Consider the following 21,139-nt stretch of genomic DNA (forward strand, 5'->3'; position numbering starts at 1 on the left):
CAGCAACCCCACAGCCCCGCGGATCAGCCGCGCCCGCTTTCGGCCGCGCGCGATCCCGGGCCCGGTCCCGCGGGAGGCCCCGTGCTCCGCCGCCTCGCCCACCGCCAGCGCCACCGCCGCGCGAGGACCGTCGCCCTCGCCGTGGCCGGCCTGGTCCTCGTCCTCGCCGCGGGCCCCACCGGAGCTGCGGCTCCCGCCGCCCGGCACGCAGGGGCGGCACCCCGTACGGTGGCCGCGACGACCGCGGTGCCCGCCGCGCCCGGCAGCGCCACCCCGCTCTCCGGCTTCGCCGTCCAGTCCACCGCGAAGGTCGCCGACACGGCGGAAACCGTGTCCAGCCCCGGCTATCCGGCGACCGGCTGGTATCCCGCAGGCCCTCGCTCCACCGTGCTGGCCGCGCTGCTGGCAGCCGGCGTGTACCCGGACCCCTTCCACTCCACCCAGCAGAAACTGATCCCCGCCGCGGACTTCGCCGTTCCCTGGTGGTACCGCTCCGACTTCACCGTCGCCGACACGACGGCCCGTACCCACCTGGACTTCAGCGGCGTGATCTCCGCCGCCGACGTCTTCGTCAACGGCCGCCGGATCGCCACCACGAGCACGGTCGCCGGCGCGTACACCCGGCACGAGTTCGACATCACCGCCCTCGTCAGGCCCGGCACCAATACGGTCGCCTTCCGGATCCAGCCCAACAACCCGCGCAAGCACCTCACGATGGGCTGGCTCGACTGGCTGCAACCGCCACCGGACGAGAACATGGGCATCGTCCGCGACGTCACCGTCCGCCGCGCCGGCCCCGTTGCCCTGCGCGACGCGCACGTGGTGACCGCCCTGGCCGTGCCGTCCATGGCCTCGGCCGACCTGACCGTCAAGGCGCGGGTGCGCAACGACTCCGACGCCACCGTCACCACGACCCTGTCCGGCACCGTGGGCGGAGCAGCCGTCGCCGGCAGCGTCACACTCGCCCCCCACGAGACCAGGGCCGTGGTCTTCACCCCCGCCGAACACCCGGCGCTGCGCCTGGAATCGCCCCGCGTGTGGTGGCCGGCACACATGGGCGGGCAGCCGATGTACGAGCTCGACCTCACCGCCACCGTGAACGGCGCCCCCTCCGACACCGCCCACCAGGCCTTCGCCATCCGCGACGTACGAGCACCCCTCAACGCGGACGGCGCCCGCCAGTACGAGGTCAACGGCCGCCCGCTCCTCCTCAAGGGCGGCGGCTGGTCCCCCGACGAGTTCCTGCGCTGGGACCCGACCTACGTCGAGGACCGCCTCAAGTACGCCCTCGACCTGGGCCTGAACACCCTGCGCCTGGAAGGACACATCGAGCCGGACGAGTTCTTCGACCTCGCCGACCGCCACGGCATCCTCACCCTCCCCGGCTGGGAGTGCTGCACCAAATGGGAGGCCGAGTTCAACCGGGGCGGGTCCGGGGAGCGGTGGACCGCTGCGGACCACTCCGTGGCGAGGGCCTCGATGGCCGCCGAAGCCGCCCGCCTGCGCCACCACCCCAGCGTCATCTCCTTCCTGATCGGCAGTGACGCCGCCCCGAACGAGGAGATCGAGCGCGGATACCTCGACGCGCTGAAGGCCGCCGACTGGACCGCCCCCGTGATCCCCGCGGCCGCGGACACCGCGTCCCCGATCACCGGCCGCTCCGGCATGAAGATGACCGGACCGTACGACTGGGTCCCGCCGGGCTACTGGTACGACAAGCGCGAGGGCGGAGCGAGCGGCTTCAACTCCGAGACCAGCGCCGGCCCGGACATCCCCACCCTCGACACGCTCCGCCGCATGATGACCCCGGCCGAGCTCGAAACCCTGTGGAAGGACCCGGCCGCAGTCCAGTACCACCGCTCCCCGTCCGCCACCTTCGACACGCTGGAGCTCTACGACAGCGCCCTCACCGCCCGCTACGGAGCCCCGGCGAGCCTGGAGGACTACGTACGCAAGGCCCAGCTCGCCCAGTACGAGAACGTGCGCGCGCAGTTCGAGGCGTACTCCCGCAATGCCAAGGACCCCGAGGATCCGTCGACCGGCGTCATCTACTGGATGTTCAACAGCGGCTGGACCTCGCTCCACTGGCAGCTCGTGGACCGCTACCTCGACCAGGGAGGTGCCTACTTCGGCGCGAAGAAGGCGAACGAGCCCCTGCACGTCCAGTACGGGTACGACGACCACGCGGTGGCCGTCGTCAACAACCGGAACACACCGGCCACCGGTCTGACGGCCCGGGTGACGCTCTTCGCCCCCGACGGAACGCAAGTGTACGACCGCACGGTGACCGGCCTGAACGTCGCCGGCGGCGGCGCGAGCAGCACCGCGCTGACGGTCCCCGGGTCGGTGCCCGGCCTGCCCACCACGTACCTGGCCAGGCTGCTCCTCACCGACGCCGCCGGACGGGAGGTGAGCCGCAACGTCTACTGGCTCTCCACCGAGGCGGACGTCCTGGACTACGAGCGCAGCGACTGGTACTCCACGCCCACCACCTCCTACGCCGACCTCCGCGGGCTGAACTCCATGGCGCGGACGGCGGTCGCCGCCACGGCCTCGACGACGGCGGACGCCTCGGGGGCGTCCACGACGACCGTGACCCTGCGCCACGCGGGCACCGGCGGCACCCCGGCCCTGCTCGCGGACGTCCACCTCGTGGGGGCGCAGGGAGCGCCGGTGCTGCCGGTGCGGTGGACCGACAACCAGGTCAGCCTCTGGCCGGGGGAGTCGGTCACGCTGACGGCGACGTACCGGACGGCGGACCTGCACGGTGCCGCGCCGAGACTGCGGATCTCCGGCTGGAACACACCGACGGCCACGGTCCCGGCGGCCTGACGACGGTCAGGCCACCAGCGCGGCGGCCTCCTGCCGGGCCTGCCGGAGCCAGGCCAGGCGCGCCTCGTCGGTGGAGTCGGTGACCGTACGGAAGACGGTCCGCCGCACGTCGGCGACCCCCACGTACGGCAGGACGCACGCCGCCCAGATCCTCTGGAGGGGGTCGCCGAACTCGCCCTCCTCCCGCTCGCCCGGGGTGTCGGAAGTGTTCAGCACGAGGGCCCGGCCGGCCTGGAGCAGCCTCGCGGGCTCCCCGTCGGCGGTCCCCAGCTTGTAGGCCACGCCGGGCACGAGGACGCGCTGCACCCACCCCGTCAGGACGGCCGGCGGCATGCCCCACCAGTTCGGGTGGACGAACACCAGGGCATCGAGCGCGGCCACCTCGCGCCGGTGCAGGGCCACTTGCGGATCGTCCGCGCCGGGGGCCGAGGAGACGGTCCCCGTCTCCTCGGCGGACAACACCGGCGGAAACCCCTCGGCGCACAGATCGTGCGCGACAACCCGGCACCCCCGCCCCTGCAACTCGTCCACGACGGCGCCGAACACCGCGTGGTTGAAACTGCCCGGCCGCGGATGAGCGAGGTACACCCCGACACGCATGTTCCGTTCCCCCCAGACGACTTGAGTCGTCGGACATTGTCCACGACCACCGGCGCGCGCCGTCCTCTTCGTCATCGGCCCCGAACCGGCCCGCCCTCCGCGGACCGGCGTTCGGGCGGGGCGTCAGTTGGCGGGCGGGGTCCAGTCGGCGGGCAGGCCGGACTGGCGCAGAACGGTGGCCAGACTGTAGTGGTCCTTGTCGGAGGTGATCCGGCAGCGGTTCTCGTCGAGGTCGAGGACGGTGGTCATCGGCACGGCGAACGGCTTGGGCGCGCCCTTGAGATGACCGGAGTAGACGGCCTGGACGGTGACACGGTCCCCGGCGGAGCGGGTGGTGCGCACGGTGACGTGGACGTTGTCGATGAGGGAGTCGGCGCGGGCCTTCCACCCGGAGATCTCCTTGCGGCCGCGGAAGGTGACGGCCACGGCCTCGTCGGTGTAGGTGCCGTCGGCGGTGAACAGGGCGCCGAGGGCCCGGGGATCGGTGCCGTTCCAGGCGCCGGCCCAGGCCGTGACGATCCCCGGCGTACGCCGGTTGGTGTCCTGCGCGGCATGGGCGGTGGAGGCGGTGCCGCAGAGGGCAGCGGCGGCGGCCAGCACGGTGACGGTACGCAGCGGGCGGGAGGTCATGACGGACTCCTTCGTCAGTGGGTGGGTGGGCGGGGCTGGGTGCCGGTCGAGCGCATTGGCTCGCTGCCTCACCCGTCACACACCGTCGCGTCGAGCGCTGTCCACCCACCAGTCCCCGCGGCGCCGACGACTGACCACCGCTGTCCACACGTGTCCACGCCGCTCCCGGCTCGTGCGGATCTAGAATGCGCAGCTCGCAGTTGGCAGCCGTCGTCGACGGCCCGTGTCGAAGGAGGTGAGGGCGACGGTGCACAACCCGCCCTGGCTGCACGTCATTCCGGAAGGGGGCGCGCTGCCCGTCGATCTCCTGCTCCCCACCGCGGGCACGACGCACGTGGCGCGTCTCGACGGCCGGGAGATGGCCGACATGGACGCCGTCTTCCAGAGCTTCTACGACGGGCTCCGGCTGCCCGACTGCTTCGGGTGGAACTGGAATGCCCTCTCCGACTGCCTGCGTGATCTGCACTGGCTGCCCGCGGACCACCGCGTCCTGATCGTCGAGGCCGCCGACGCGGCGCTCCCGGACGATCCCGATGACCGGATGGTGCTCTTCAGGACCCTGCTGAGCGCCGGAAGGCGCTGGTCGTACACGCGGAAGCCCGACAGCACCGCACTCGGCAGTCTCGTTCTGGTCCTGTGCTGCGACCCCGCGTCCGTGCCGCTCCTCCAGGAAGGGCTGCAGTCGTGCTGGGAAGAGCTGATCGCCACCCCCGCATAGACGCTCGCGCATGCGGATGAGCGTTTCGGCTATGTTGCGTCTCGGTCCGTTCGCCTTGACTGAGGTCATGACGAAGACGACGAAGAACGACACGCAGACCACGGACCAGGCCATCACCCTCGTCATCGGGGGGAACGGCAAGACCGGCCGCAAGGTCGCCGAGAAGCTCACGGCCCAGGGCCGGCCCGTCCGGGTCGGTTCCCGCAGCGGGGAGCCGGCCTTCGACTGGAACGAGCCCGGCACCTGGCTGCCGGCGCTGGAAGGCGTCGACCGGGTGTACGTCACCTACTACCCCGACCTCGCCTTCCCGGGCGCCGTCGAGCAGGTGGGGGCCTTCGCCGAGGTGGCGGTGGCCGCAGGGGCACGCCGTCTCGTGCTGCTGTCCGGGCGGGGAGAGGAGGCCGCGCAGCTCAGCGAGGAGAAGCTGAAGGCCTCCGGGGCCGACTGGACGATCGTACGGGCGAGTTGGTTCAACCAGAACTTCGACGAGAGCTTCTTCCTGGATCCGGTGCTGGCCGGCGTGATCGCCCTGCCGACCGCGGACGGGGTCGAGGCGTTCGTCGACACCGGGGACGTCGCCGACGTGGTGGTGGCAGCGCTGACCGACGACCGGCACATCGGCAGGACGTACGAGCTGTCGGGTCCGCGGCTCATGAGCTTCGCCGACGTCGCGGCCGAGCTGTCGAAGGTCACCGGCCGTGAGATCGCCTACGTGCCGGTCTCGGACGAGGCCTACCGTGCGGAGCTGCGGGAGCACGGTCTCCCGGAGGACTTCGCCGAGTTGTTCACGCTGATCCTGGACGGGCGCAACGCGCACCTGGTCCACGGGGTCGAGGAGGTCCTGGGCCGGGCGCCCAGGGACTTCGCGGACTTCGCCCGCGAGGCGGCGGCCACCGGAGTCTGGGACGCGCCCTCCGCCTGACCGCACGTCACCCCGGAACGGCGGGAGTGGAGAAGATGTACGCATGGACATGTTGACCGGTCTGCTCGAAGGCCCTCAGGCCCGGGGTGCCTTCCTCCTCAAGTCCGTCCTGAACCCGCCGTGGGCCATGCGGATCGAGGACCGGGCTCCGCTGTCGGTGGCGACGATGGTGCGCGGTTCCGCGTGGATGCTGCCCGACGGGGGCGAGCCGGTGCTGATCGCCCCGGGCGACGTGGCGGTGGTCCGCGGGCCCGACGCGTACACGGTGGCCGACGCCCCGGACACGCCGGTGACGGTGACCGTGGGGCCCGACCAGCGGTGCAGCACGCCGGAGGGCGAGGACGTCACGGAGTCCATGGCGCTGGGCGTGCGGACATGGGGAGCGGCCCACCAGCACGCAGGTTCGGCGGTGATGCTCAGCGGCACCTATCAGGCGCCGAACGAGATCGGCCGCCGGCTGCTGGGCGCACTGCCGAACGTCCTGGTCAGACCGGCGAGAGCGGCGGACGCGACCCTGATCGACCTGCTCGCCTCCGAGATCTCGAGCGAAGAGCCGGGCCAGGAGGTCGTGCTGGACCGGCTGTTGGACCTGCTGCTGATCGGGGTCCTGCGGGCGTGGCCCTCGGCGGCGGATTCGAGCGCGCCCGCCTGGTTCCGCGCCCAGGGCGATCCGGTGGTCGGCCCGGCGCTGCGGCTGCTCCACGAGAGCCCGGCCCATGGGTGGACCGTGGAGGAACTGGCCGTACGGGTGGGGGTGTCCCGGGCGTCGCTGGCACGCCGGTTCAGGGAGGTGATGGGGGAGCCGCCGGTCGGTTATCTGACGGGCTGGCGGCTCGCGTTGGCGGCGGACATGCTGCGAGAGCCGGACGCCACGGTCGAGAGGGTGGCCCGCCGGGTCGGGTACGGCAGCGCGTTCGCACTGTCAGCGGCCTTCAAACGGGTCCGGGGGATGAGCCCGCAGGCGTTCCGCGCGGGCACGGCCGGACCCGACGCCGGACTGGCGTCGGGGCCCGGGGGCACGGTGGTACTCAGCGCGCCGGAGGTGCGGCTGCGGCCGTCCGGTCGAGGGTGAGCACGCCGACGCGTTCCTCACCGATGAGTTCGCCGGTGGGGGTGAAGCCGAGGCCGAGGTAGAAGGGTTCGGGGCTGCCGGAGCCGACGTGCCAGCTGACGTGCGCAGCCCGGTGGGTGCCGCGCCGGAGGATCTCCTCGACGACGGCCTGAACGGCGAAACGGCCGTAGCCCTTGCCCTGGCGGCCGGCGTCGATGTTCAGGCGCCAGATGCCGCTGCGCCGGTCGGTCGGATCGGCCGCCGGGTCCCAGACGATGTCGTGGAAGGCCATCACGAAGCCGACGACGTCGTCGCCGTCGACGACGGCCCGTGGCCAGGCGCTGGTGGGGTGGACGTACGCCTCGGCGAGGGACTTGACCACGGGCGAGACCAGATGTGCCTGGTCGGGGCGCACTTGTACGGCGCACACCGCGTCGAAGTTGTCGGCGGTGACGGGTTCCAGTCGCAGGGTCCGCTGCGACGGGACGATCATGGCGGGCATGACCTCACCCTAACTCCGGCGCCGCCTCCCCCGCCCGGGGGAGGCGGTTCCCTCCGGTGGGGGAGGCCGCGGACCGGGACGAGCTGAGACCTTGAAGGCAGCGGGCGAGTAACCGACTCCCCACTCCCCATGGAGGTCTGACCATGCGAAAGTTTCCCTCCGTCGTCGCGCTCGGCACCGCGACCGCGGCCCTCGCGGCCGGCTTTGGCACTGGAACCGCCGCAGCGGCATCCCCACCGGGGCGACGCCCGGACCGTCGTCCACGAGTGACGTCCAAGCACCCTCGGGCGCTGTTTGCGCCGCTGTCAAGACACGAACTTCCGAGACATGACCCGCGGTCCTGCGGTGATGTCTGGTGGAAGTCAGTGCCGCCGCACAGCGACACGGGAGAGGTGAGTGGCGATGGCTCCTCAGGACGAGCGGTGTGCGTCGACCCTTCGGGCGGTCAGACGCTGGGTGGCCGCCGACCAGGTACCGGTGGAATCCGACGGCCTCGCCCTGGCCCGGTCCGTCAACGACCACGTGCGGCGCACGGGAAAGCACTTCCTGCCGAAACGCATGCTGATCCGCCTGAGCGAAATCCGCCACCGGAATACGGCAGGTCTCCCCTTTCTCCGCGCCTTTCTCGAATGTGTGCTGGACAAACACGAAAACCGCTTCTGGAATCGCACCTATCTTTCGCTTCCCGTTCTGGAGCTCCTCCTGGACGAACGGAAATCCGCAGTGAGCGCGGACCGGATGGCCACCCTGCTCATGGCCGATGTCATCCGGTTCGAGGCAGCGGCTGCGGGCGGGTCGCGGGAGGGGCCCGGCCGGGGCCGGCCGGATGCGGAGACGGTGAGCACGCGGTTGAGGCATGCCCTGAGGTTCGTCTCCCAGGGTATCGGCGGATCCGGGGCCGAAGACCTGCCGTCACGCCTGGACGGCGGTCGCTGGTCGCGTCTGGAGGGCCTCGCCGATCATCTGCCTCAGCCGCCGGCGACGGACGCCTGGTCATGGTTCGACGTGACCGTCCAGCCGGTTTACGTACTGCACGACGAATACTTCTTCATCCGCATTCTCCAGGCACATGAAATGCTCTTCACCTCGATGTCGGAGCATGTGAAATCGGCCGTCTCCGCACTGCGGGAAGGGTATCCGGAGGAATGTGCCCAGCGAATAGACGACGCGGTTGCGGTGTTCGAGCGGGCCGCCGGGCTGTTCCGGACGGTCGCCACGATGCGGGCGGAACATTTCGCCACCTTCCGCCATTACACCCAGGGGGCCAGCGCCATCCAGTCCGAGCAGTACAAACGCTTCGAGAGCCTCTGCGGCGTGCCGCACGCTTCGCGCCTGCACTCGACCGCCTTCACGAGCGTCCCCGCCGTACGGGCCGAGACGCTGCACCCCGGCCACGACACCGTCACCCGCGCCTACCTCGACCTCCGCCACGAGCGAGGGCCGGGCGGGGCGGCATGGAGCGGCCTCGACGCCGCGCTCGGCCGACTGGAGGCCAGGCACCAGCGGTGGAAGTCGGCCCATCGCGGCCTCGCCGCGCGCATGCTCGGCGACGCCCACGGTTCCGGTCACACCGACGGCGTGCCGTACCTGACCGGGGCCCTGGAGAATCGCCTGTTCCGGCAACTGCCCTTGAGCCGCTGAGCGGCGCCATCGCCGGTGATGCCGCTGGGGGCATGCCCACGGCCCCTCCCTTCCAGCGTCCGCAGCGGCACCTCCGCCTGCACCCGGACGGGACCGGCGTACAGGTGACGTCGTCGGGGCGTCGTGCGTTGGTAGGGGCATGGATGACGTACTGGACCTGCTGGACGCACTGCTCGACGGGGTCACGGAACCCCGCCTGAAGCTGATCAGCGCGGACGAGGCGCGGGCGCTGATCGTGCTCCTCGGCCTGCTCGAGGACGACGGGCAGCCCGAGGAGATCCGCCGAGCCGCCGGCGACATGCGATACCGCATCAGCACCCGCCTGGCCTGAGGCCACCGGCGTGTCTGCCGTGCCCCGGTCCGGCCGCGCGGTAGGGGTGGTGGGCGGACTCCCGGGGCGGCGGCAGGGTCCGATCCGGCGAGACGGGCGAGAGCGGGAGCGTGGCTTGTGGCGATGGTCGGACTGTTCTGGGTCACCGCGGACGCCGTGTACGTGGGGTCGCCGCCGACCGCCATCGGCTGCTGCGTCCGGCTGACCTCCGACGGGCTGGAGACCGTGGACCCCGACGGCTCCCGGGCGTGGACGTGGGCCGAACTGCGTTCCGCCGTCGTCGAGGACGTGCCCACCGCGGGCACGCCCGGCCGTGTGTCGAGGCTCCTGGGGTCGATGGTGTCGGCCGCGGTCGGGGCCTTCCTCGGGGAGGGCCCGCCCGAGATGCGGCTGCGGCTGGAGACGGAGGCCGGGCCGCAGGAGGTGACCGTGCACGCGGCGGCGGCCGGCGGATACGAGGCCCGGGAGGCCGCGCTCTCCCAGGACCTGCTCGACCGCTTCGTCGCCGGGACCGCAGACCCGCGCCCCCTCGGAGCGTGGGGTCGCGAGCACGCACTGGAGGGCACGCCCAAGCCCGCCGTCCGGGAAGCCCTGCTGGAGACGTGGGCACGGGCACAGGCCTGACGGCACCCCCCGAGGCTCTGCGAGGGGACGCATCGGGCAGACTGCCCGGGTGATCGTTCTGCAGCCGGTCCTGGAGATCCGGGCGAGGCGTGACGGCTTCGACCTTTGGCCGGTGGCCGAGGCGGAGCCGTACGGATTCCTGCCGCTCAGCGGTGCGCTGTCCCCGGCAGAAGTCGGTACGGCGGTCGTGTCGATCGCCGCGTGCAACGACTGCGACCCCGACGACGGGCGCCCGCCGCGGCCCGCCGACCCGCTCGGAGCCTTCCTGCACGGTCTGCTCACCATGGACGACCTGTTCGCGTCCGGCGGGCTGCGGGTCACCGACACGGTTCACGGCAGGACGCTGGTGCCGGGCTGCTGCAACGGGATCGACGAGCGAACCGACTGGGCCGAGGTCGTCGACGGCTCCGGCTGGGCCTCCTTCGGCCACGACCCGTCACCGTTCGCCGAACGCTTCGGCGAACGGGTCCGGTTGACCGTGGATGCCGACCAGGAGGACAGCCCGGTGATCGAGCTGCCGGTGACAGAACTGCGCGGCCTGCTCTCCCGCGCGGAGCGCGACCTGGCGGACTTCATGCACCTGGTCGAGCCGTGGGCGGCCCGTCACGTTCCCGGTCACGCCGAGGCCGCCACCGCGGCCGTGGCCCGCGCACTGGCCGTACCTGCGCCCGTACAATGACAACAAGTTCCCGAACTGTCATTGTGCTGTCGGTTGCTGGAGGGTGTGACGTGTCGGAACAGCTGGCGCTGCTGGTGGCGGACGTGTTCGAGGCCGCCGGCTTGCTCCGCAAGATGGGGGAGGGCGTCGCAGCGGCCGAGGGACAGACCCAGGCCCGCTGGCAACTGCTCAGCGTGGTCTCCGAGGAGCCGCTGACCGTCGCCCGGGCCGCCCGCCGCCTGGGGATCGCCCGCCAGGGAGTGCAGCGGGTCGCCAACGACCTCGTCCGCGAGGACCTCGCCGGCTTCCACCCGAACCCGGACCACCGCGGATCACCGCTCCTGACCCTCACCCCGCTCGGACGCACCACACTGGAGCGGATCACCGACCGCGCGAGCGCGATCCATCAGGTACTTTCCGCCGACATCGCCACGGCCGACATCGCGGCCGCGCGCAGCCTCCTGCACCGACTGATCGACGAGGTGCACCGCTACGAGGAACAGGCCGCGGACGGCTAGGCCCTCTCTTTCGGATCTTGCCGGGCCCGCGCCGCCCGGCACCGCACCTCGCCGCGTTGTCGGGGCGCCCGAGTACGTCCAGTACTCGGGCGCCCCTCCGCCTTGCGATGCACGGCACCGGACGACGCGGGCTCTACCGACAAGATCCGAAAGAGACGGCCTAGTCCTCGCCCGGAAGCACCTCGACCGCTCGTGCGATGAGGTCGTGGACCAGGAACTCGCCGGGCCTGCGGTTCTCCTTGAGGAGGACGAGGTCGTCCCGGCCGAACCAGCCGTAGGCGGAGTGCTTGGTCCACTCCAGCGCGGGATCGTCCAGGTCGCCGTCGACCTCGACGAGATAGTCGGCCTCGTGACGGAGCCCACCGCCGTCGTCACCCGTCCAGGTGGTGGTGCCCAGGAACCGCCGCACGCGGCGCAGGCGCCAGCCGGTCTCCTCCTCGACCTCGCGCGCGAGGGCCTCCAGTACCGTCTCGCCGGCCTCGACATGGCCGCCCACGACGTCCCACGTGTCGGGGAACAGCCGCCGCTCCGCGCTCCGCTTCTGGGCGAAGGCCGCACCGTCGCGGTCGAGGATGACGGCGCCGACGGTCCAGACCTCGCCCGCCGCGGGAACGGGCACCTCGACGCCGGCGTCGACGCTGAATGACGGCCTGTGAACGGACATGCCCGGCAGCCTATGCCGCAAGCCCGTTGGGAGCCACGAGCTCCGGGGCGGCGACACGCCCGCGGCGGCGAGTGTCGTGCTGACCGGCTACCGGGAGGGCGAGGTGAAGGCGTCCATGAGTGAGCTGAAGGCGGCCGGTTGGGCGGGCCGGGGGCGCCTTCGGGGGCCGCGGACCGCCGCGTAGGGTCGGTGCATGCGTGATCAGACAGACCAGGGGCACGGCAGCGTCGGCGGTCCCGCAGAAGCCGGGGCCGTGGTGTTCGCGTGCGCCGCGTGCGGTGTCCCGCTGACCGGTCCGCTCAGCCCGCTGCCCGCGGTGCCCGAAGCCCCCTACCACGCCTGGTCGGAGGACGATGAGCCCGGTCCGCTGCCGGCGACCGTGCCGTCCGGACGCTACGCGATCGAAACGGAGCCGCACGGTGCCCCCTTGGTCGTCGCCGAGGCACCGGGACCGGTGATGCCGCGTTTCGGCGGGCACTGGAATGCGGACGGCAAGCCGCTGGTGTCGCGGGGCCCGCGGGGCAACATCGTCGTCAACCCGGACGACGCCCGCGGCCTGGAGCTGGAACACGCGGCCCCGGCCTGCTGCGGAGCCAGCCCGGACGGCGGAATGAACCAGCTGTGCGCCTGCGGAACCCTCGTCGCGACCCTCTCCTCCGACTGCGCCATGCCGTACGAGCTCCACCTCTCGGCCGCCCACGTACGCGCGGTCCGGCCGTGACGCGCGGGCAGCCTTCCGCCGCAGACGACGACGCGCTCATCGCCCGGCTCCGCGCCCGCGCATGGGATCCGGGCCTCCGCCTCGACCGGGCCACCCTGCCCGCCGCCTGGATCCGCGAGAGCTACGGAGCGGACCACCTGGACCGGATCAGCTCCGACATCCTGTCGTACGGCAGCAACGGCACGGTCCAACTCGCCTCCCGGCGGGAGGAAGTGACCGCCTACTTCGCCGACGCTCCCCGCGGCCCCCTGTTCGCCCCGCTCTCCCGCACCGACGTCGACGAGGCGGAACGCAGCCTCGGCCGCCGCCTGCCCCGGCTGCTTCGCCGCGTCTACACGGAGATAGCCGACGGGGGCTTCGGCCCCGACGGCGGACTCGCCTCCCTCGCCCGGGGCAACCGCGCACCGGGACACCTCCACGACTGGACCTCCGCAGTGGACGTGCACGAGCGCAACCGCGCAGTCGACGGCGTGCCCGCATCGTGGTTCTTCCTCACCGGCGGCGGCTGCTCGATGGAGTGGTACGTCTCGCTGGCCGCCGTCGACCATCCCGTACTTCTCTACGACGCCGACGGCTGGGTCGCCGACTGGGGCGAGGACCCGCACGACGGCCTCCGGCACGCCACCGCCTCGCTCAGGCACTGGCTGTGGACCTGGGCCGACGGCGACGACGTATGGGAAGAGGTCCTCGCCCGACAGCGTGCCGAAGAGTGACCTCCCGCCGTACGTCCGCTGGGACAATCACGGCATGCACCTCCGCATCGACGCCTCCGACCTGCCCGGCCGCACCTACGCCCCGTCCGGGGCGCAGCCCTACCGCAACGTCCACGTGGCGGTCCAGCGCCGCGACCGCCCGGCCGAGCTCCTCGACCCGCAGCCCGGTGACGCCCCGACGGCGGTGTGGACCCTGCAATGCGCGACGGTCGCCACACCGGCGGGGACCGACGTCAAGGGCCCCTACGTCCAGGGCCGTCCGGGCACCCGGTTCGTCTACCTCTCGTGGAACGCGGTCGACGAGGCGGGCGCCTTCACCATGTTCCGGCGGGCCAAGCTGATGCTCGACGCGGTCCCCGCGCCGGTACTGGACGCGGCCGTGCGCACCGGGCTGCTCGTCGGACGACTCGGCCTGACCGACGCCTGGGGGGCGCCCCTGTGCGCCGGGGTCGTGCCGCCCCGCATCACCTGGAGCGCGGAACCTGCCGACTGACCGGGGGCGGCAGACCGGTGCTCAGGAACAGTCGAAGCGTTCCTTCACCGGCCGCCCCGGGCAGCGCCGGCACTCGAAGAGGTAGACCCCGCCCGCGTCACCCAGCATCAGACCGGCGTCCTCGTACCGGACACCCTGGTCCTCCACGGGAGTCCACGTCAGCCGGGACGCGGCGTCCGCCTCCCGGCTCTCCACCGTCAGCAGGTGGTCCATGCGCTGCCCGCACCCCGAGCAGTCCGGCCACTGCGGATCCTGGCACCAGCCGGGATACCCGCCCAGCTTGGTCCCCGGCGCGGTGGACAGGTGGTACTGGTAGTCCCAGCCCGTCTCCGCCTCCACCTGCTCGAATCGCGGCTCCAGCAGGTCCCACAGCTCGTAGGGCAGGTCCCAGCTCGGGTACTCCTCGACCAGTTCCGGGTGGACGACGCACGGCCTCGGGATCTTCCCGTACGGGACCTCGCCACCGACCGCCGGTGCCTCGCGGACGGCACCGACGGCCGCCGCGTCCCGCCAGTGCACCTCGGGGACCACCCAGCACCCGTCGTGACGCCGCGGGCACCACAGCACCTGCAACAGATCACGGCCGGCCGGGAACGGTACGAGCCCCAGGGCATCGGCGGCGCGGACCTGCACGACCGGCACCATCGCAGACCGGTGGTGGTACGGACACACGGGCCACGGCTCCTCCAGCGGCCACAGCAGCGGACCGCCCACCGAACTGTCCCGGCACGTCGGAGCACCGGCACGGGGGTGCAGCCGCACCGTCCGCTTCCGGAGCGGGGCGACCTCGGGGAACAACTGCTCCACGTCCAGCGGGCGGGGAGGCGTACGGCGGGTCATGGGGCACAGGCTACGTGCACGGTCGCCGCAGGTGGGACGGGATATTCGGTTCACGGCCGCGCTACGCGGCGGCACACTGCGGGGTGTTGCGCGGCGGCCCGTTCGGCCTGGTGCCGGGAGACACGGCCGGACACGGCGGTCGCGGTGCCGGCGGCGGCGACGGCGGTGCGTGCGGCGACGCGGACGACACCCGGCCGTCCGGCACGTCTCAGGGGGCGGCCCAGCATGGTCCTCACCTTGCCCTTTTCGGTCGCGGGCCGAGTGGATCAGGCGGCGTCCTCGTACGCCCGCTCCACCACGGCCGCCGGGATGCGCTCGTGCGCCACGAGCTCACCGCCCGCCCTGCGGACGGCGCCGGTGATACCGGCGGCCCAGGTGTCCTCCCAGACCAGCATCGCCGCGGACGAGTTCGGCACGAGGTCCTCGGCGGTCAGCGCGAGGTCCTCCTCGCTGAACAGGCCGCCGACCTCACCCTCGATGTCGTCGAACACCGACGCCCCGGAGGGATCGAGGGCGCCCCGGACCGCACCGTCGGCCCGCCGCCGAGCCACCGCACCACGACGGCGGCGGGCGTACCGACACGCCCGGGCCGGACGGACGTCGTTGCGCCCGGATGCCCGCCGTGACTGACTTGATCGACACATCGGACCACGACGGGGAGGCGAGCGCCATGGGTCTCAAGAGGGCGGTCTACGAGCAGGAGCTGCTGCGGCTGCAGACGGAGCTGGTCAAGCTCCAGGAATGGGTGCGTACGGAGGGTGCACGGCTGGTCGTGGTCTTCGAGGGACGCGACGCGGCGGGCAAAGGAGGAACGATCAAGCGGGTCGCCGAGCACCTCAACCCGCGCGTGGCCCGCATCGCGGCCCTTCCGAAGCCGACGGAACGCCAACGCGGCCAGTGGTACTTCCAGCGCTACGTGGAGCACCTGCCGGCCGCCGGCGAGATCGTGCTCTTCGACCGCAGCTGGTACAACCGCGCCGGCGTGGAGCACGTGATGGGCTTCTGCACCCCCGCGGAGCACCAGCGCTTCCTGCGCCAGTGCCCGGTCTTCGAGCGCATGCTGGTGGAGGACGGGATCCTGCTCCGCAAGTACTGGTTCTCCGTCAGCGACGCCGTCCAGGAGGAACGCTTCCGCCGCCGTACGGAGGACCCGTTGCGGCGCTGGAAGCTCTCCCCGATGGACCTGGAGTCCCTCACCCGCTGGGAGGCGTACTCCAGGGCCAAGGACGAGATGCTCGTCCACACGGACACGGAGGACTGCCCCTGGTACGTGGTCGAGAGTGACGACAAGCGCAGCGCGAGGCTCAACATGATCGCCCACCTGCTGTCCTCGGTGCCGTACGAGGACGTGGCCCTGCCATCGCTCACCCTCCCGCCGCGGCCCCCGTCGACGGGCTACGTGCGCCCGCCCAAGGACCTCCAGAAGGCCGTCCCCGACCACGCGGCCGGCCTCACCCGCTAGAGGTTTCGGCGTCCCACGCGGCGCCGGCGTGCGGGCCGAACAACGCCTCCGTCCGCCGGCGGAGGTCGCGCACCGCGTCGGCGACCGGGTCCCGCGGCAGCAGCGTCGCGGCGGGGTGCTCGGCGGCGTACAGCAGCCGGCTCAGGCGGTCGGCGAGCCCGGCGGGCCGGACGCCCGGCGGGCCGCCCTCGCAGTCGTCGTCCACGTGGAACAGCCCCAGGTCGCCGAGGAGCTGGACCGCCTCCCGGCCCGCCCCGGGCAGCACCCGGGCGGCCGGCTCGCCCATCCGGTGGCCCAGCAGCGCCTCGTGGCCGGGCAGGCCGTCGAGCCCGGCCGCACGGGCCCACCGGCGCGTGCCCTCCTCGACCTGACGGTGGTCGGGGTGGATCGCCCCGGGCAGCGGGCAGAAGAGCCGGGGGCGCGGCGGGGACACCGACGACGGTCCGGACACGACCCACCCCCTCGCACGCACCGGGACCGGGCCCCGGCGCGGCCGGAGCATTCCCGCGCCCCGCCCCCGGCAGCCCGGATTCACCCCGATGCGCCACCCGCACCACCCCCTGCGCGTCCCTCCAAGTCAGCCTACGCGTAGGGCAGATGCCGCCTTGCCCGGAGCCGCTGTCAGTGGGTGCAGAGAGGATCCGTACGTCGGCACCCGGAAGGAGAACACCATGGGCACCTGGGACGTCGGGCCCTTCGACAACGACACCGCCGCCGATTTCGCCGGAGACCTCGACGACGCGGCTCCCGCAGAGCGCCTGCCGATGATCCGCGGCGCCCTCCTGCGGTGCGCCGACTCGGGCGAGTATCTGGACGCGCCGGATGCCGAGCGCGCCGTGGCAGCGGCGGCCCTGGTCGTCGCACAGCATCCGGAGGGTCCGCCGGCGTGTTCGGTGTACGGCCCTTCGGAAGCGGTACCCAGGCTGCCGGGAGAGCTCCGGCTGCTCGCCGTCGAGGCGCTCGACCGGGTCGTCGCCCCCGCCTCCGAGCTGGCCGAGCTGTGGGGCGATGCACCGAGCGGACCACGATGGCGTCGGGGCGTCGCCCGCCTCCGTGATGCTCTCGACCCACCGGTGCCGCCACAGGAGGAAGTCCTGTTCGCCGTCTGAAACCGTGCTTGACGTGGGGGCGGTGGGGCGACAGCCTTGCCCGGAGTTACCGGTAGGTAGGGGCGAAGGGGCGGGCATGGACAGGGACGACGCGGAGCTGATGTTCCAGGGAGTCGAGCGGCAGGCCGAGCTGGTGCGCACCGGCAAGGTCACCTCCCGGGCCCTCGTCGAGGCCGCGCTGCGCCGCATCGACCGGTTCGACCCCGCCCTCGGAGCCTTCCGCGTCGTCCTCGCCGAGCAGGCCCGCGCCGAGGCCGACGCCCGGGACGCGGAGGCGGAGCAGGGGCGGGGCCCGCTGCACGGCGTGCCCATCGCCGTCAAGGACGAGCTCGACGTCGCCGGGCAGGTCACCACCTTCGGCGGCGTCGCCAACCACACCCCCGTCGCCGCCGATTCGGAGGCCGTACGCCGCCTGCGCGCCGCCGGAGCCGTCGTCATCGGCAAGACGACGATGCCCGAATTCGGCCAGTGGCCCTTCACCGAATCCGACGCCCACGGCACCGCCCACAACCCCTGGGACACCACCCGCACCCCCGGCGGCTCCAGCGGCGGCAGCGCCGCGGCCGTCGCGGCCGGACTGGTCGGGGCGGCGCTCGGCGGCGACGGCGGCGGATCCATCCGCATCCCGGCCGCCTGCTGCGGGCTGTTCGGCCTCAAACCGCAGCGCGGCCGGGTCTCCACCGCCCCGAACGCCCACCTCTGGTACGCCCTCGGCACCGTCGGACCGCTGACCCGCAGCGTCCGGGACGCCGCCCTCCTCTACGACGTCCTCGCCGGCACCACCGCCACAGACCGCTGGAGCGCCCGCCCCGTCACCACCGGCTGGCTGCGGGCCCTGGAGACCCCGCCCGGCCGACTGCGCATCGGCTACTCCGCCAAGCCCGCCGTACCCGGGGTGCGCCCGCACCCCGAGCACGTCGGAGCCCTGCGGGAGACCGTACGGGCGCTGCGCGAACTGGGCCACGACGTACGGGAGGTCAACCCCCGCTACCCGGACGCGACGGCCCCCTTCGCGGCGCAGTTCTGCGGCGGGGTGCGCGCGGAGGCCGCCGCCGTCGAACGCCCCGACCTGCTGGAGCCGCGCACCCGCAGCACCCTGGCGCTCGCCCGCCTGGTCCCCGAATCCGCCGTGGAACGCGGGATCCGGGCGGGGGAGCGGCTGGCGGGGCGCGCCGACCGGATGTTCACCTCCATGGACCTGCTGCTGACGCCGGTCGTCGCCGCCCGGCCGCGCCCGGTGGGCGCGCTGGACGGTGCCGGGCTGCTGACCGCGCTGGCGCGTTCACGCCCGATGGTCGCCTACACCGCGCTGTGGAACGTCACCGGACACCCGGCGGCCTCCGTACCGGCGGGCCTGGGCACGGACGGGCTGCCGCTCGCCGTGCAGTTGGTCGGCCGCCGCGACGACGAGGTGTCCGTGCTGCGGGTGGCGGCGCAGCTGGAGGAGGCCCGGCCGTGGGCCGCCCGCCGCCCGCCGCTGACCGACTCCTGACGGGCGGGCTCAGGCGAGGCCGTAGACCGCCAGTAGGCAGGCGAGGCCGATGGCCACGACTGCCGCCAGGGCAGCGGCCACGGCCACGATGACGGTGCCGGCACGTTCCACGCCGCGCCGGTGACCGGCGGGCTTCCATTCGGGCTGGTTCATGGATCCAGCCTGCGGGCACGCGGGCGCCTCCGCATGAGTACGAGTACCCATGCGGAGGCGGTGTGCGGAGCCCGGGCCGACCGGTGCTATTTCACCGATCCGGCCATCACGCCCTGGACGAAGTGCCGTTGGAAGGCGAAGAAGACGACCAGGGGGACCACCAGCGACAGGAAGGCCCCCGGCGCGAGGACGCCGATGTTGCTGCCGAACTGCCGCATCTGGGACTGCAGCGCGACCGTGAGCGGCTGCGACGCGGTGTCCGCGAAGAGCAGCGCCACGAGCATGTCGTTCCAGACCCAGAGGAACTGGAAGATGGCCAGGCTCGCGATGGCCGGACGGCCGAGCGGCAGCACGAGCCGGGAGAAGATCCGCCACTCGCTGCCGCCGTCCATCCGGGCGGCCTCCAGCATCTCGCGCGGGATCTCGGCGAAGTAGTTGCGCAGGAGGAAGATCGCGAACGGCAGTCCGTAGGCGACGTGGAAGAGGACGACGCCCGCGATCGTCCCGAACAGCCCCACTGCGCCGAAGAGTTTCGCCACGGGCAGCAGCCCGATCTGCACCGGTACCACGAGGAGCCCGACGACCACGAGGAAGACGCCGTCCCGGCCGGGGAATTCCAGCCACGCGAAGGCGTATCCGGCCAGTGCCGCGATGGCGACGACCAGGACTGTGGTCGGCACGGAGATCAGGACGGTGTTCCAGAAGGCCGCCCCGATGCCGGAATCCTTCAGCAGGGCAGTGTAGTTGTCCAGGGACAGCTGGGAGGGATCGGCGAGGGCCGTCCACCAGCCGTCGGTGGCATTGTCCTGTTCGGAGCGCATCGAGGACAGGAGCAGGCCCGCCAGCGGTGTGATCCATACGAGGGCGACCAGGATCAGGACGCCCTGGACGGCGGAGCTGCCCAGGAGGCGCGATATTCGGCCTCCGCGACGCCGGCCGGGCACGGACGCGCGGGACGCAGGGGACGGGGTGGAGGACGAGGGCGGGGGAGAGGACGGGGCGGCGGCCCCGACCGTCGCCGCCCTCCGGGACGGGCCGTTCCGCTCGACGGTGCTGTGGCCGCTCATGCTCCACTCCTTCGGAAACGCCGGACGTTGAAGATCATCGCCGGGACGACGAGCAGCAGGAGCACCATGCTGAGCGCACTGCCGAGGCCCTGGTCGTCGCCGCCGCCGAAGGAGACCATCCACATGCGGGTGGCCAGCACGTTCGCCTCTTCCTGGACCGGTCCGGGCGCGATGATCCACACCAGGTCGAAGACCTTCATCACGTTGATCACGAGGGTCACGAAGACCACGGTGAGCACCGGCGCGAGCAGCGGCACGGTGATCTTGCGGAAGATCTGGCCCTCGGTGGCCCCGTCCATGCGCGCGGCCTCCAGCGCGTCGCGCGGGATGGCGGCGAGGCCGGCGCCGATCAGGACCATCGAGAAGCCGGTCCAGACCCACAGGTAGGCGCCGATGATGGCGGGCGTCACCAGCGCCGGGCCGAGCCAGTGCACGCCCTGGTACGGGGCTTCGAAGTTGGCCGCGGGCAGCCGGACGGTGTAGTCGCCGTCGGCCAGCCCGGCGAACCGGAAGGAGCCGTCCTCGGCCGTGGTGGCGGTGGCGGCCACCCGGCCGTCCCGTACGGCCTCGACCTTCATGCCGGGCAGGCCCTTCTCGCCCGGGTCGACCCGGCCCGGCGTGCCCGCCCCGCCGGGGGCGAAGTCGAGGTAGACGACGCCCCCGATCGCGTCGGCGGCGGGCGCGGCGCCCGCCGGGCCGGCCGGATCGGACGCGGCCTTCGCGCCGGCCGGCATCGCGTCGGGTGCGACCCCGATGAACCCGAGGCCGATCGAGCCCCCGGGCCGTACGGTCGCCGCGGTGCTGTACGGGCCGCCCGCCCCGCCCGTCAGGCCGTGGCCCTCCCGGGCCCGGGCCGTCGGATACGCGGCGGCGTCGTCGAAGCCGTCGTGGACGGCGACGGCGGCGGCGTTGAGGACACCGCGGTCCGGGTCCTGTTCGTAGGCGAGCCGGAAGATGATGCCCGCCGCGAGGAACGACACGGCCATCGGCAGGAAGAGCACCAGCTTGAACGCGGTCGCCCAGCGCACCTTCTCGGTGAGGACCGCGAGCATCAGCCCGAGTCCGGTGAGCAGGGTGGGGGCGACGACGACCCAGACCGCGCTGTTGCGGATGGCCTTGAGGGTGGCCGGGTCCTGCACGATCGCCGCATAGTTGGCGGCTCCGACGAACCGGTCGCCGTCGGCGTCGAAGAGGCTGCGGCCGAAGGAGAAGAGGACGGGGTAGACGACCAGCGCGCCGAGCAGCAGCAGGGCCGGCAGGACGAAGACGACCGCGAGGCGGCGCTTCCTGCGCCGGGCCAGGCGCCGCCCGTCGGCCGCGGGGCCGCCGGTCGCAGGGCGGCCGGGCGCGGGGCCGCCGGGCGCGGGGCGGTCGGTCATGGTGTCAGCCATGGGGGTC

General features: G+C 72.7%; 25 protein-coding genes. 15 read left to right on the plus strand and 10 right to left on the minus strand.

Annotated features, from left to right (window positions below):
• The first annotated feature begins 81 nt into the window (after positions 1-81).
• Positions 82-2,832, plus strand: coding sequence for a glycoside hydrolase family 2 protein (locus OHA91_RS36710; protein ID WP_328740833.1), 2,751 nt, complete (start codon positions 82-84; stop codon positions 2,830-2,832).
• A gap of 6 nt (positions 2,833-2,838) precedes the next feature.
• On the opposite strand, the gene OHA91_RS36715 is transcribed toward OHA91_RS36710, so the two are convergent.
• Positions 2,839-3,432, minus strand: a complete 594-nt coding sequence (locus OHA91_RS36715; RefSeq protein WP_031151702.1) for an NAD(P)H-dependent oxidoreductase — start codon at positions 3,430-3,432, stop codon at positions 2,839-2,841.
• Positions 3,433-3,555: 123 nt separating this feature from the next.
• Entirely contained in the window at positions 3,556-4,062 is a 507-nt protein-coding gene (locus tag OHA91_RS36720; RefSeq protein WP_328740834.1) for a nuclear transport factor 2 family protein, read from the minus strand.
• Positions 4,063-4,309: 247 nt separating this feature from the next.
• Here OHA91_RS36720 and OHA91_RS36725 point away from each other — a divergent pair, with 247 nt between their 5' ends.
• The 3 genes from OHA91_RS36725 to OHA91_RS36735 all read left to right on the plus strand — a co-directional run bounded on the left by OHA91_RS36725 (position 4,310) and on the right by OHA91_RS36735 (position 6,774).
• Positions 4,310-4,780, plus strand: a complete 471-nt coding sequence (locus OHA91_RS36725) for a barstar family protein (protein WP_051893205.1) — start codon at positions 4,310-4,312, stop codon at positions 4,778-4,780.
• Between the two features lie 67 nt (positions 4,781-4,847).
• Complete coding sequence (locus OHA91_RS36730; protein WP_266504906.1) at positions 4,848-5,702, plus strand: NAD(P)H-binding protein; 855 nt, start codon at positions 4,848-4,850, stop codon at positions 5,700-5,702.
• A 43-nt stretch (positions 5,703-5,745) separates the two neighbouring features.
• Positions 5,746-6,774: an AraC family transcriptional regulator gene (locus tag OHA91_RS36735; protein WP_051893207.1), complete on the plus strand. Its 1,029-nt coding sequence runs from the start codon at positions 5,746-5,748 to the stop codon at positions 6,772-6,774.
• Here the strand turns inward: OHA91_RS36735 and OHA91_RS36740 are convergent.
• Positions 6,731-7,255 (minus strand): GNAT family N-acetyltransferase, encoded by a 525-nt coding sequence (locus OHA91_RS36740; RefSeq protein WP_381732926.1) that lies wholly within the window; start codon positions 7,253-7,255, stop codon positions 6,731-6,733. The two genes, OHA91_RS36735 and OHA91_RS36740, sit on opposite strands and share 44 nt — an antisense overlap.
• Before the next feature lie 402 nt (positions 7,256-7,657).
• On the opposite strand from OHA91_RS36740, the gene OHA91_RS36745 reads away from it, so the two are divergent.
• The 5 genes from OHA91_RS36745 to OHA91_RS36765 all read left to right on the plus strand — a co-directional run bounded on the left by OHA91_RS36745 (position 7,658) and on the right by OHA91_RS36765 (position 11,027).
• Positions 7,658-8,896 carry a tryptophan 2,3-dioxygenase family protein gene (locus tag OHA91_RS36745; protein ID WP_328740835.1) on the plus strand — a complete coding sequence of 413 codons (1,239 nt, stop codon included), beginning with the start codon at positions 7,658-7,660 and terminating at the stop codon, positions 8,894-8,896.
• Positions 8,897-9,035: 139 nt separating this feature from the next.
• Entirely contained in the window at positions 9,036-9,227 is a 192-nt protein-coding gene (locus OHA91_RS36750; protein WP_031151709.1) for a hypothetical protein, read from the plus strand.
• 117 nt (positions 9,228-9,344) lie between these two features.
• Positions 9,345-9,851 carry a hypothetical protein gene (locus tag OHA91_RS36755; protein WP_031151710.1) on the plus strand — a complete coding sequence of 169 codons (507 nt, stop codon included), beginning with the start codon at positions 9,345-9,347 and terminating at the stop codon, positions 9,849-9,851.
• 49 nt (positions 9,852-9,900) lie between these two features.
• Complete coding sequence (locus OHA91_RS36760) at positions 9,901-10,530, plus strand: hypothetical protein (protein WP_266504899.1); 630 nt, start codon at positions 9,901-9,903, stop codon at positions 10,528-10,530.
• Between the two features lie 50 nt (positions 10,531-10,580).
• Positions 10,581-11,027, plus strand: a complete 447-nt coding sequence (locus OHA91_RS36765; RefSeq protein WP_031151712.1) for a MarR family winged helix-turn-helix transcriptional regulator — start codon at positions 10,581-10,583, stop codon at positions 11,025-11,027.
• A 160-nt stretch (positions 11,028-11,187) separates the two neighbouring features.
• Here OHA91_RS36765 and OHA91_RS36770 read toward each other — a convergent pair whose 3' ends face one another.
• Positions 11,188-11,691, minus strand: a complete 504-nt coding sequence (locus tag OHA91_RS36770) for an NUDIX hydrolase (RefSeq protein WP_266504896.1) — start codon at positions 11,689-11,691, stop codon at positions 11,188-11,190.
• A 193-nt stretch (positions 11,692-11,884) separates the two neighbouring features.
• On the opposite strand from OHA91_RS36770, the gene OHA91_RS36775 reads away from it, so the two are divergent.
• Genes OHA91_RS36775 through OHA91_RS36785 form a run of 3 tightly spaced genes read left to right on the plus strand, consistent with a single transcriptional unit; the run spans position 11,885 to position 13,618 of the window.
• Entirely contained in the window at positions 11,885-12,412 is a 528-nt protein-coding gene (locus OHA91_RS36775) for a hypothetical protein (protein ID WP_158714787.1), read from the plus strand.
• Entirely contained in the window at positions 12,409-13,125 is a 717-nt protein-coding gene (locus OHA91_RS36780) for a hypothetical protein (protein WP_266504893.1), read from the plus strand. Before OHA91_RS36775 ends, OHA91_RS36780 begins: the two co-directional genes overlap by 4 nt.
• Before the next feature lie 34 nt (positions 13,126-13,159).
• Positions 13,160-13,618, plus strand: coding sequence for a DUF5990 family protein (locus tag OHA91_RS36785; protein WP_031151716.1), 459 nt, complete (start codon positions 13,160-13,162; stop codon positions 13,616-13,618).
• A gap of 21 nt (positions 13,619-13,639) precedes the next feature.
• On the opposite strand, the gene OHA91_RS36790 is transcribed toward OHA91_RS36785, so the two are convergent.
• Positions 13,640-14,458, minus strand: a complete 819-nt coding sequence (locus OHA91_RS36790) for a YwqG family protein (RefSeq protein WP_031151717.1) — start codon at positions 14,456-14,458, stop codon at positions 13,640-13,642.
• A gap of 266 nt (positions 14,459-14,724) precedes the next feature.
• Entirely contained in the window at positions 14,725-15,009 is a 285-nt protein-coding gene (locus tag OHA91_RS36795; RefSeq protein ID WP_209441505.1) for a hypothetical protein, read from the minus strand.
• A 119-nt stretch (positions 15,010-15,128) separates the two neighbouring features.
• On the opposite strand from OHA91_RS36795, the gene ppk2 reads away from it, so the two are divergent.
• A complete protein-coding gene (gene ppk2, locus OHA91_RS36800) occupies positions 15,129-15,920 on the plus strand; it encodes a polyphosphate kinase 2 (RefSeq protein WP_031151719.1) in 792 nt (263 codons plus the stop codon).
• Here ppk2 and OHA91_RS36805 read toward each other — a convergent pair.
• Positions 15,910-16,371 (minus strand): isoprenoid biosynthesis enzyme family protein, encoded by a 462-nt coding sequence (locus OHA91_RS36805; RefSeq protein ID WP_266504885.1) that lies wholly within the window; start codon positions 16,369-16,371, stop codon positions 15,910-15,912. The genes ppk2 and OHA91_RS36805 overlap by 11 nt on opposite strands.
• Before the next feature lie 220 nt (positions 16,372-16,591).
• On the opposite strand from OHA91_RS36805, the gene OHA91_RS36810 reads away from it, so the two are divergent.
• Positions 16,592-17,029, plus strand: a complete 438-nt coding sequence (locus OHA91_RS36810; protein WP_266504882.1) for a DUF4259 domain-containing protein — start codon at positions 16,592-16,594, stop codon at positions 17,027-17,029.
• Between the two features lie 76 nt (positions 17,030-17,105).
• Positions 17,106-18,521 (plus strand): amidase, encoded by a 1,416-nt coding sequence (locus tag OHA91_RS36815; protein ID WP_031151722.1) that lies wholly within the window; start codon positions 17,106-17,108, stop codon positions 18,519-18,521.
• Positions 18,522-18,530: 9 nt separating this feature from the next.
• On the opposite strand, the gene OHA91_RS36820 is transcribed toward OHA91_RS36815, so the two are convergent.
• From OHA91_RS36820 to OHA91_RS36830, 3 genes are all read right to left on the minus strand, one after another.
• Complete coding sequence (locus tag OHA91_RS36820; RefSeq protein WP_158714789.1) at positions 18,531-18,674, minus strand: hypothetical protein; 144 nt, start codon at positions 18,672-18,674, stop codon at positions 18,531-18,533.
• 86 nt (positions 18,675-18,760) lie between these two features.
• Entirely contained in the window at positions 18,761-19,741 is a 981-nt protein-coding gene (locus OHA91_RS36825; protein WP_078959342.1) for a carbohydrate ABC transporter permease, read from the minus strand.
• Positions 19,738-21,120 carry an ABC transporter permease gene (locus OHA91_RS36830; protein ID WP_328741215.1) on the minus strand — a complete coding sequence of 461 codons (1,383 nt, stop codon included), beginning with the start codon at positions 21,118-21,120 and terminating at the stop codon, positions 19,738-19,740. Before OHA91_RS36830 ends, OHA91_RS36825 begins: the two co-directional genes overlap by 4 nt.
• Positions 21,121-21,139: the final 19 nt, after the last annotated feature.

This window comes from Streptomyces erythrochromogenes, from assembly GCF_036170895.1.
GTDB classification, from domain to species: Bacteria; Actinomycetota; Actinomycetes; order Streptomycetales; family Streptomycetaceae; genus Streptomyces; species Streptomyces erythrochromogenes.

Bases quoted from the DNA above. Each gene is read 5' to 3' on its own strand.
- OHA91_RS36715 (WP_031151702.1), bottom strand. From the start codon at position 3,432: ATGCGTGTCGGGGTGTACCTCGCTCATCCGCGGCCGGGCAGTTTCAAC.
- OHA91_RS36720 (WP_328740834.1), bottom strand. From the start codon at position 4,062: ATGACCTCCCGCCCGCTGCGTACCGTCACCGTGCTGGCCGCCGCCGCT.
- OHA91_RS36730 (WP_266504906.1), top strand. From the start codon at position 4,848: ATGACGAAGACGACGAAGAACGACACGCAGACCACGGACCAGGCCATC.
- OHA91_RS36735 (WP_051893207.1), top strand. From the start codon at position 5,746: ATGGACATGTTGACCGGTCTGCTCGAAGGCCCTCAGGCCCGGGGTGCC.
- OHA91_RS36740 (WP_381732926.1), bottom strand. From the start codon at position 7,255: ATGCCCGCCATGATCGTCCCGTCGCAGCGGACCCTGCGACTGGAACCC.
- OHA91_RS36745 (WP_328740835.1), top strand. From the start codon at position 7,658: ATGGCTCCTCAGGACGAGCGGTGTGCGTCGACCCTTCGGGCGGTCAGA.
- OHA91_RS36750 (WP_031151709.1), top strand. From the start codon at position 9,036: ATGGATGACGTACTGGACCTGCTGGACGCACTGCTCGACGGGGTCACG.
- OHA91_RS36770 (WP_266504896.1), bottom strand. From the start codon at position 11,691: ATGTCCGTTCACAGGCCGTCATTCAGCGTCGACGCCGGCGTCGAGGTG.
- OHA91_RS36775 (WP_158714787.1), top strand. From the start codon at position 11,885: ATGCGTGATCAGACAGACCAGGGGCACGGCAGCGTCGGCGGTCCCGCA.
- OHA91_RS36785 (WP_031151716.1), top strand. From the start codon at position 13,160: ATGCACCTCCGCATCGACGCCTCCGACCTGCCCGGCCGCACCTACGCC.
- OHA91_RS36790 (WP_031151717.1), bottom strand. From the start codon at position 14,458: ATGACCCGCCGTACGCCTCCCCGCCCGCTGGACGTGGAGCAGTTGTTC.
- ppk2 (WP_031151719.1), top strand. From the start codon at position 15,129: ATGGGTCTCAAGAGGGCGGTCTACGAGCAGGAGCTGCTGCGGCTGCAG.
- OHA91_RS36810 (WP_266504882.1), top strand. From the start codon at position 16,592: ATGGGCACCTGGGACGTCGGGCCCTTCGACAACGACACCGCCGCCGAT.
- OHA91_RS36815 (WP_031151722.1), top strand. From the start codon at position 17,106: ATGGACAGGGACGACGCGGAGCTGATGTTCCAGGGAGTCGAGCGGCAG.
- OHA91_RS36820 (WP_158714789.1), bottom strand. From the start codon at position 18,674: ATGAACCAGCCCGAATGGAAGCCCGCCGGTCACCGGCGCGGCGTGGAA.
- OHA91_RS36825 (WP_078959342.1), bottom strand. From the start codon at position 19,741: ATGAGCGGCCACAGCACCGTCGAGCGGAACGGCCCGTCCCGGAGGGCG.
- OHA91_RS36830 (WP_328741215.1), bottom strand. From the start codon at position 21,120: ATGACCGACCGCCCCGCGCCCGGCGGCCCCGCGCCCGGCCGCCCTGCG.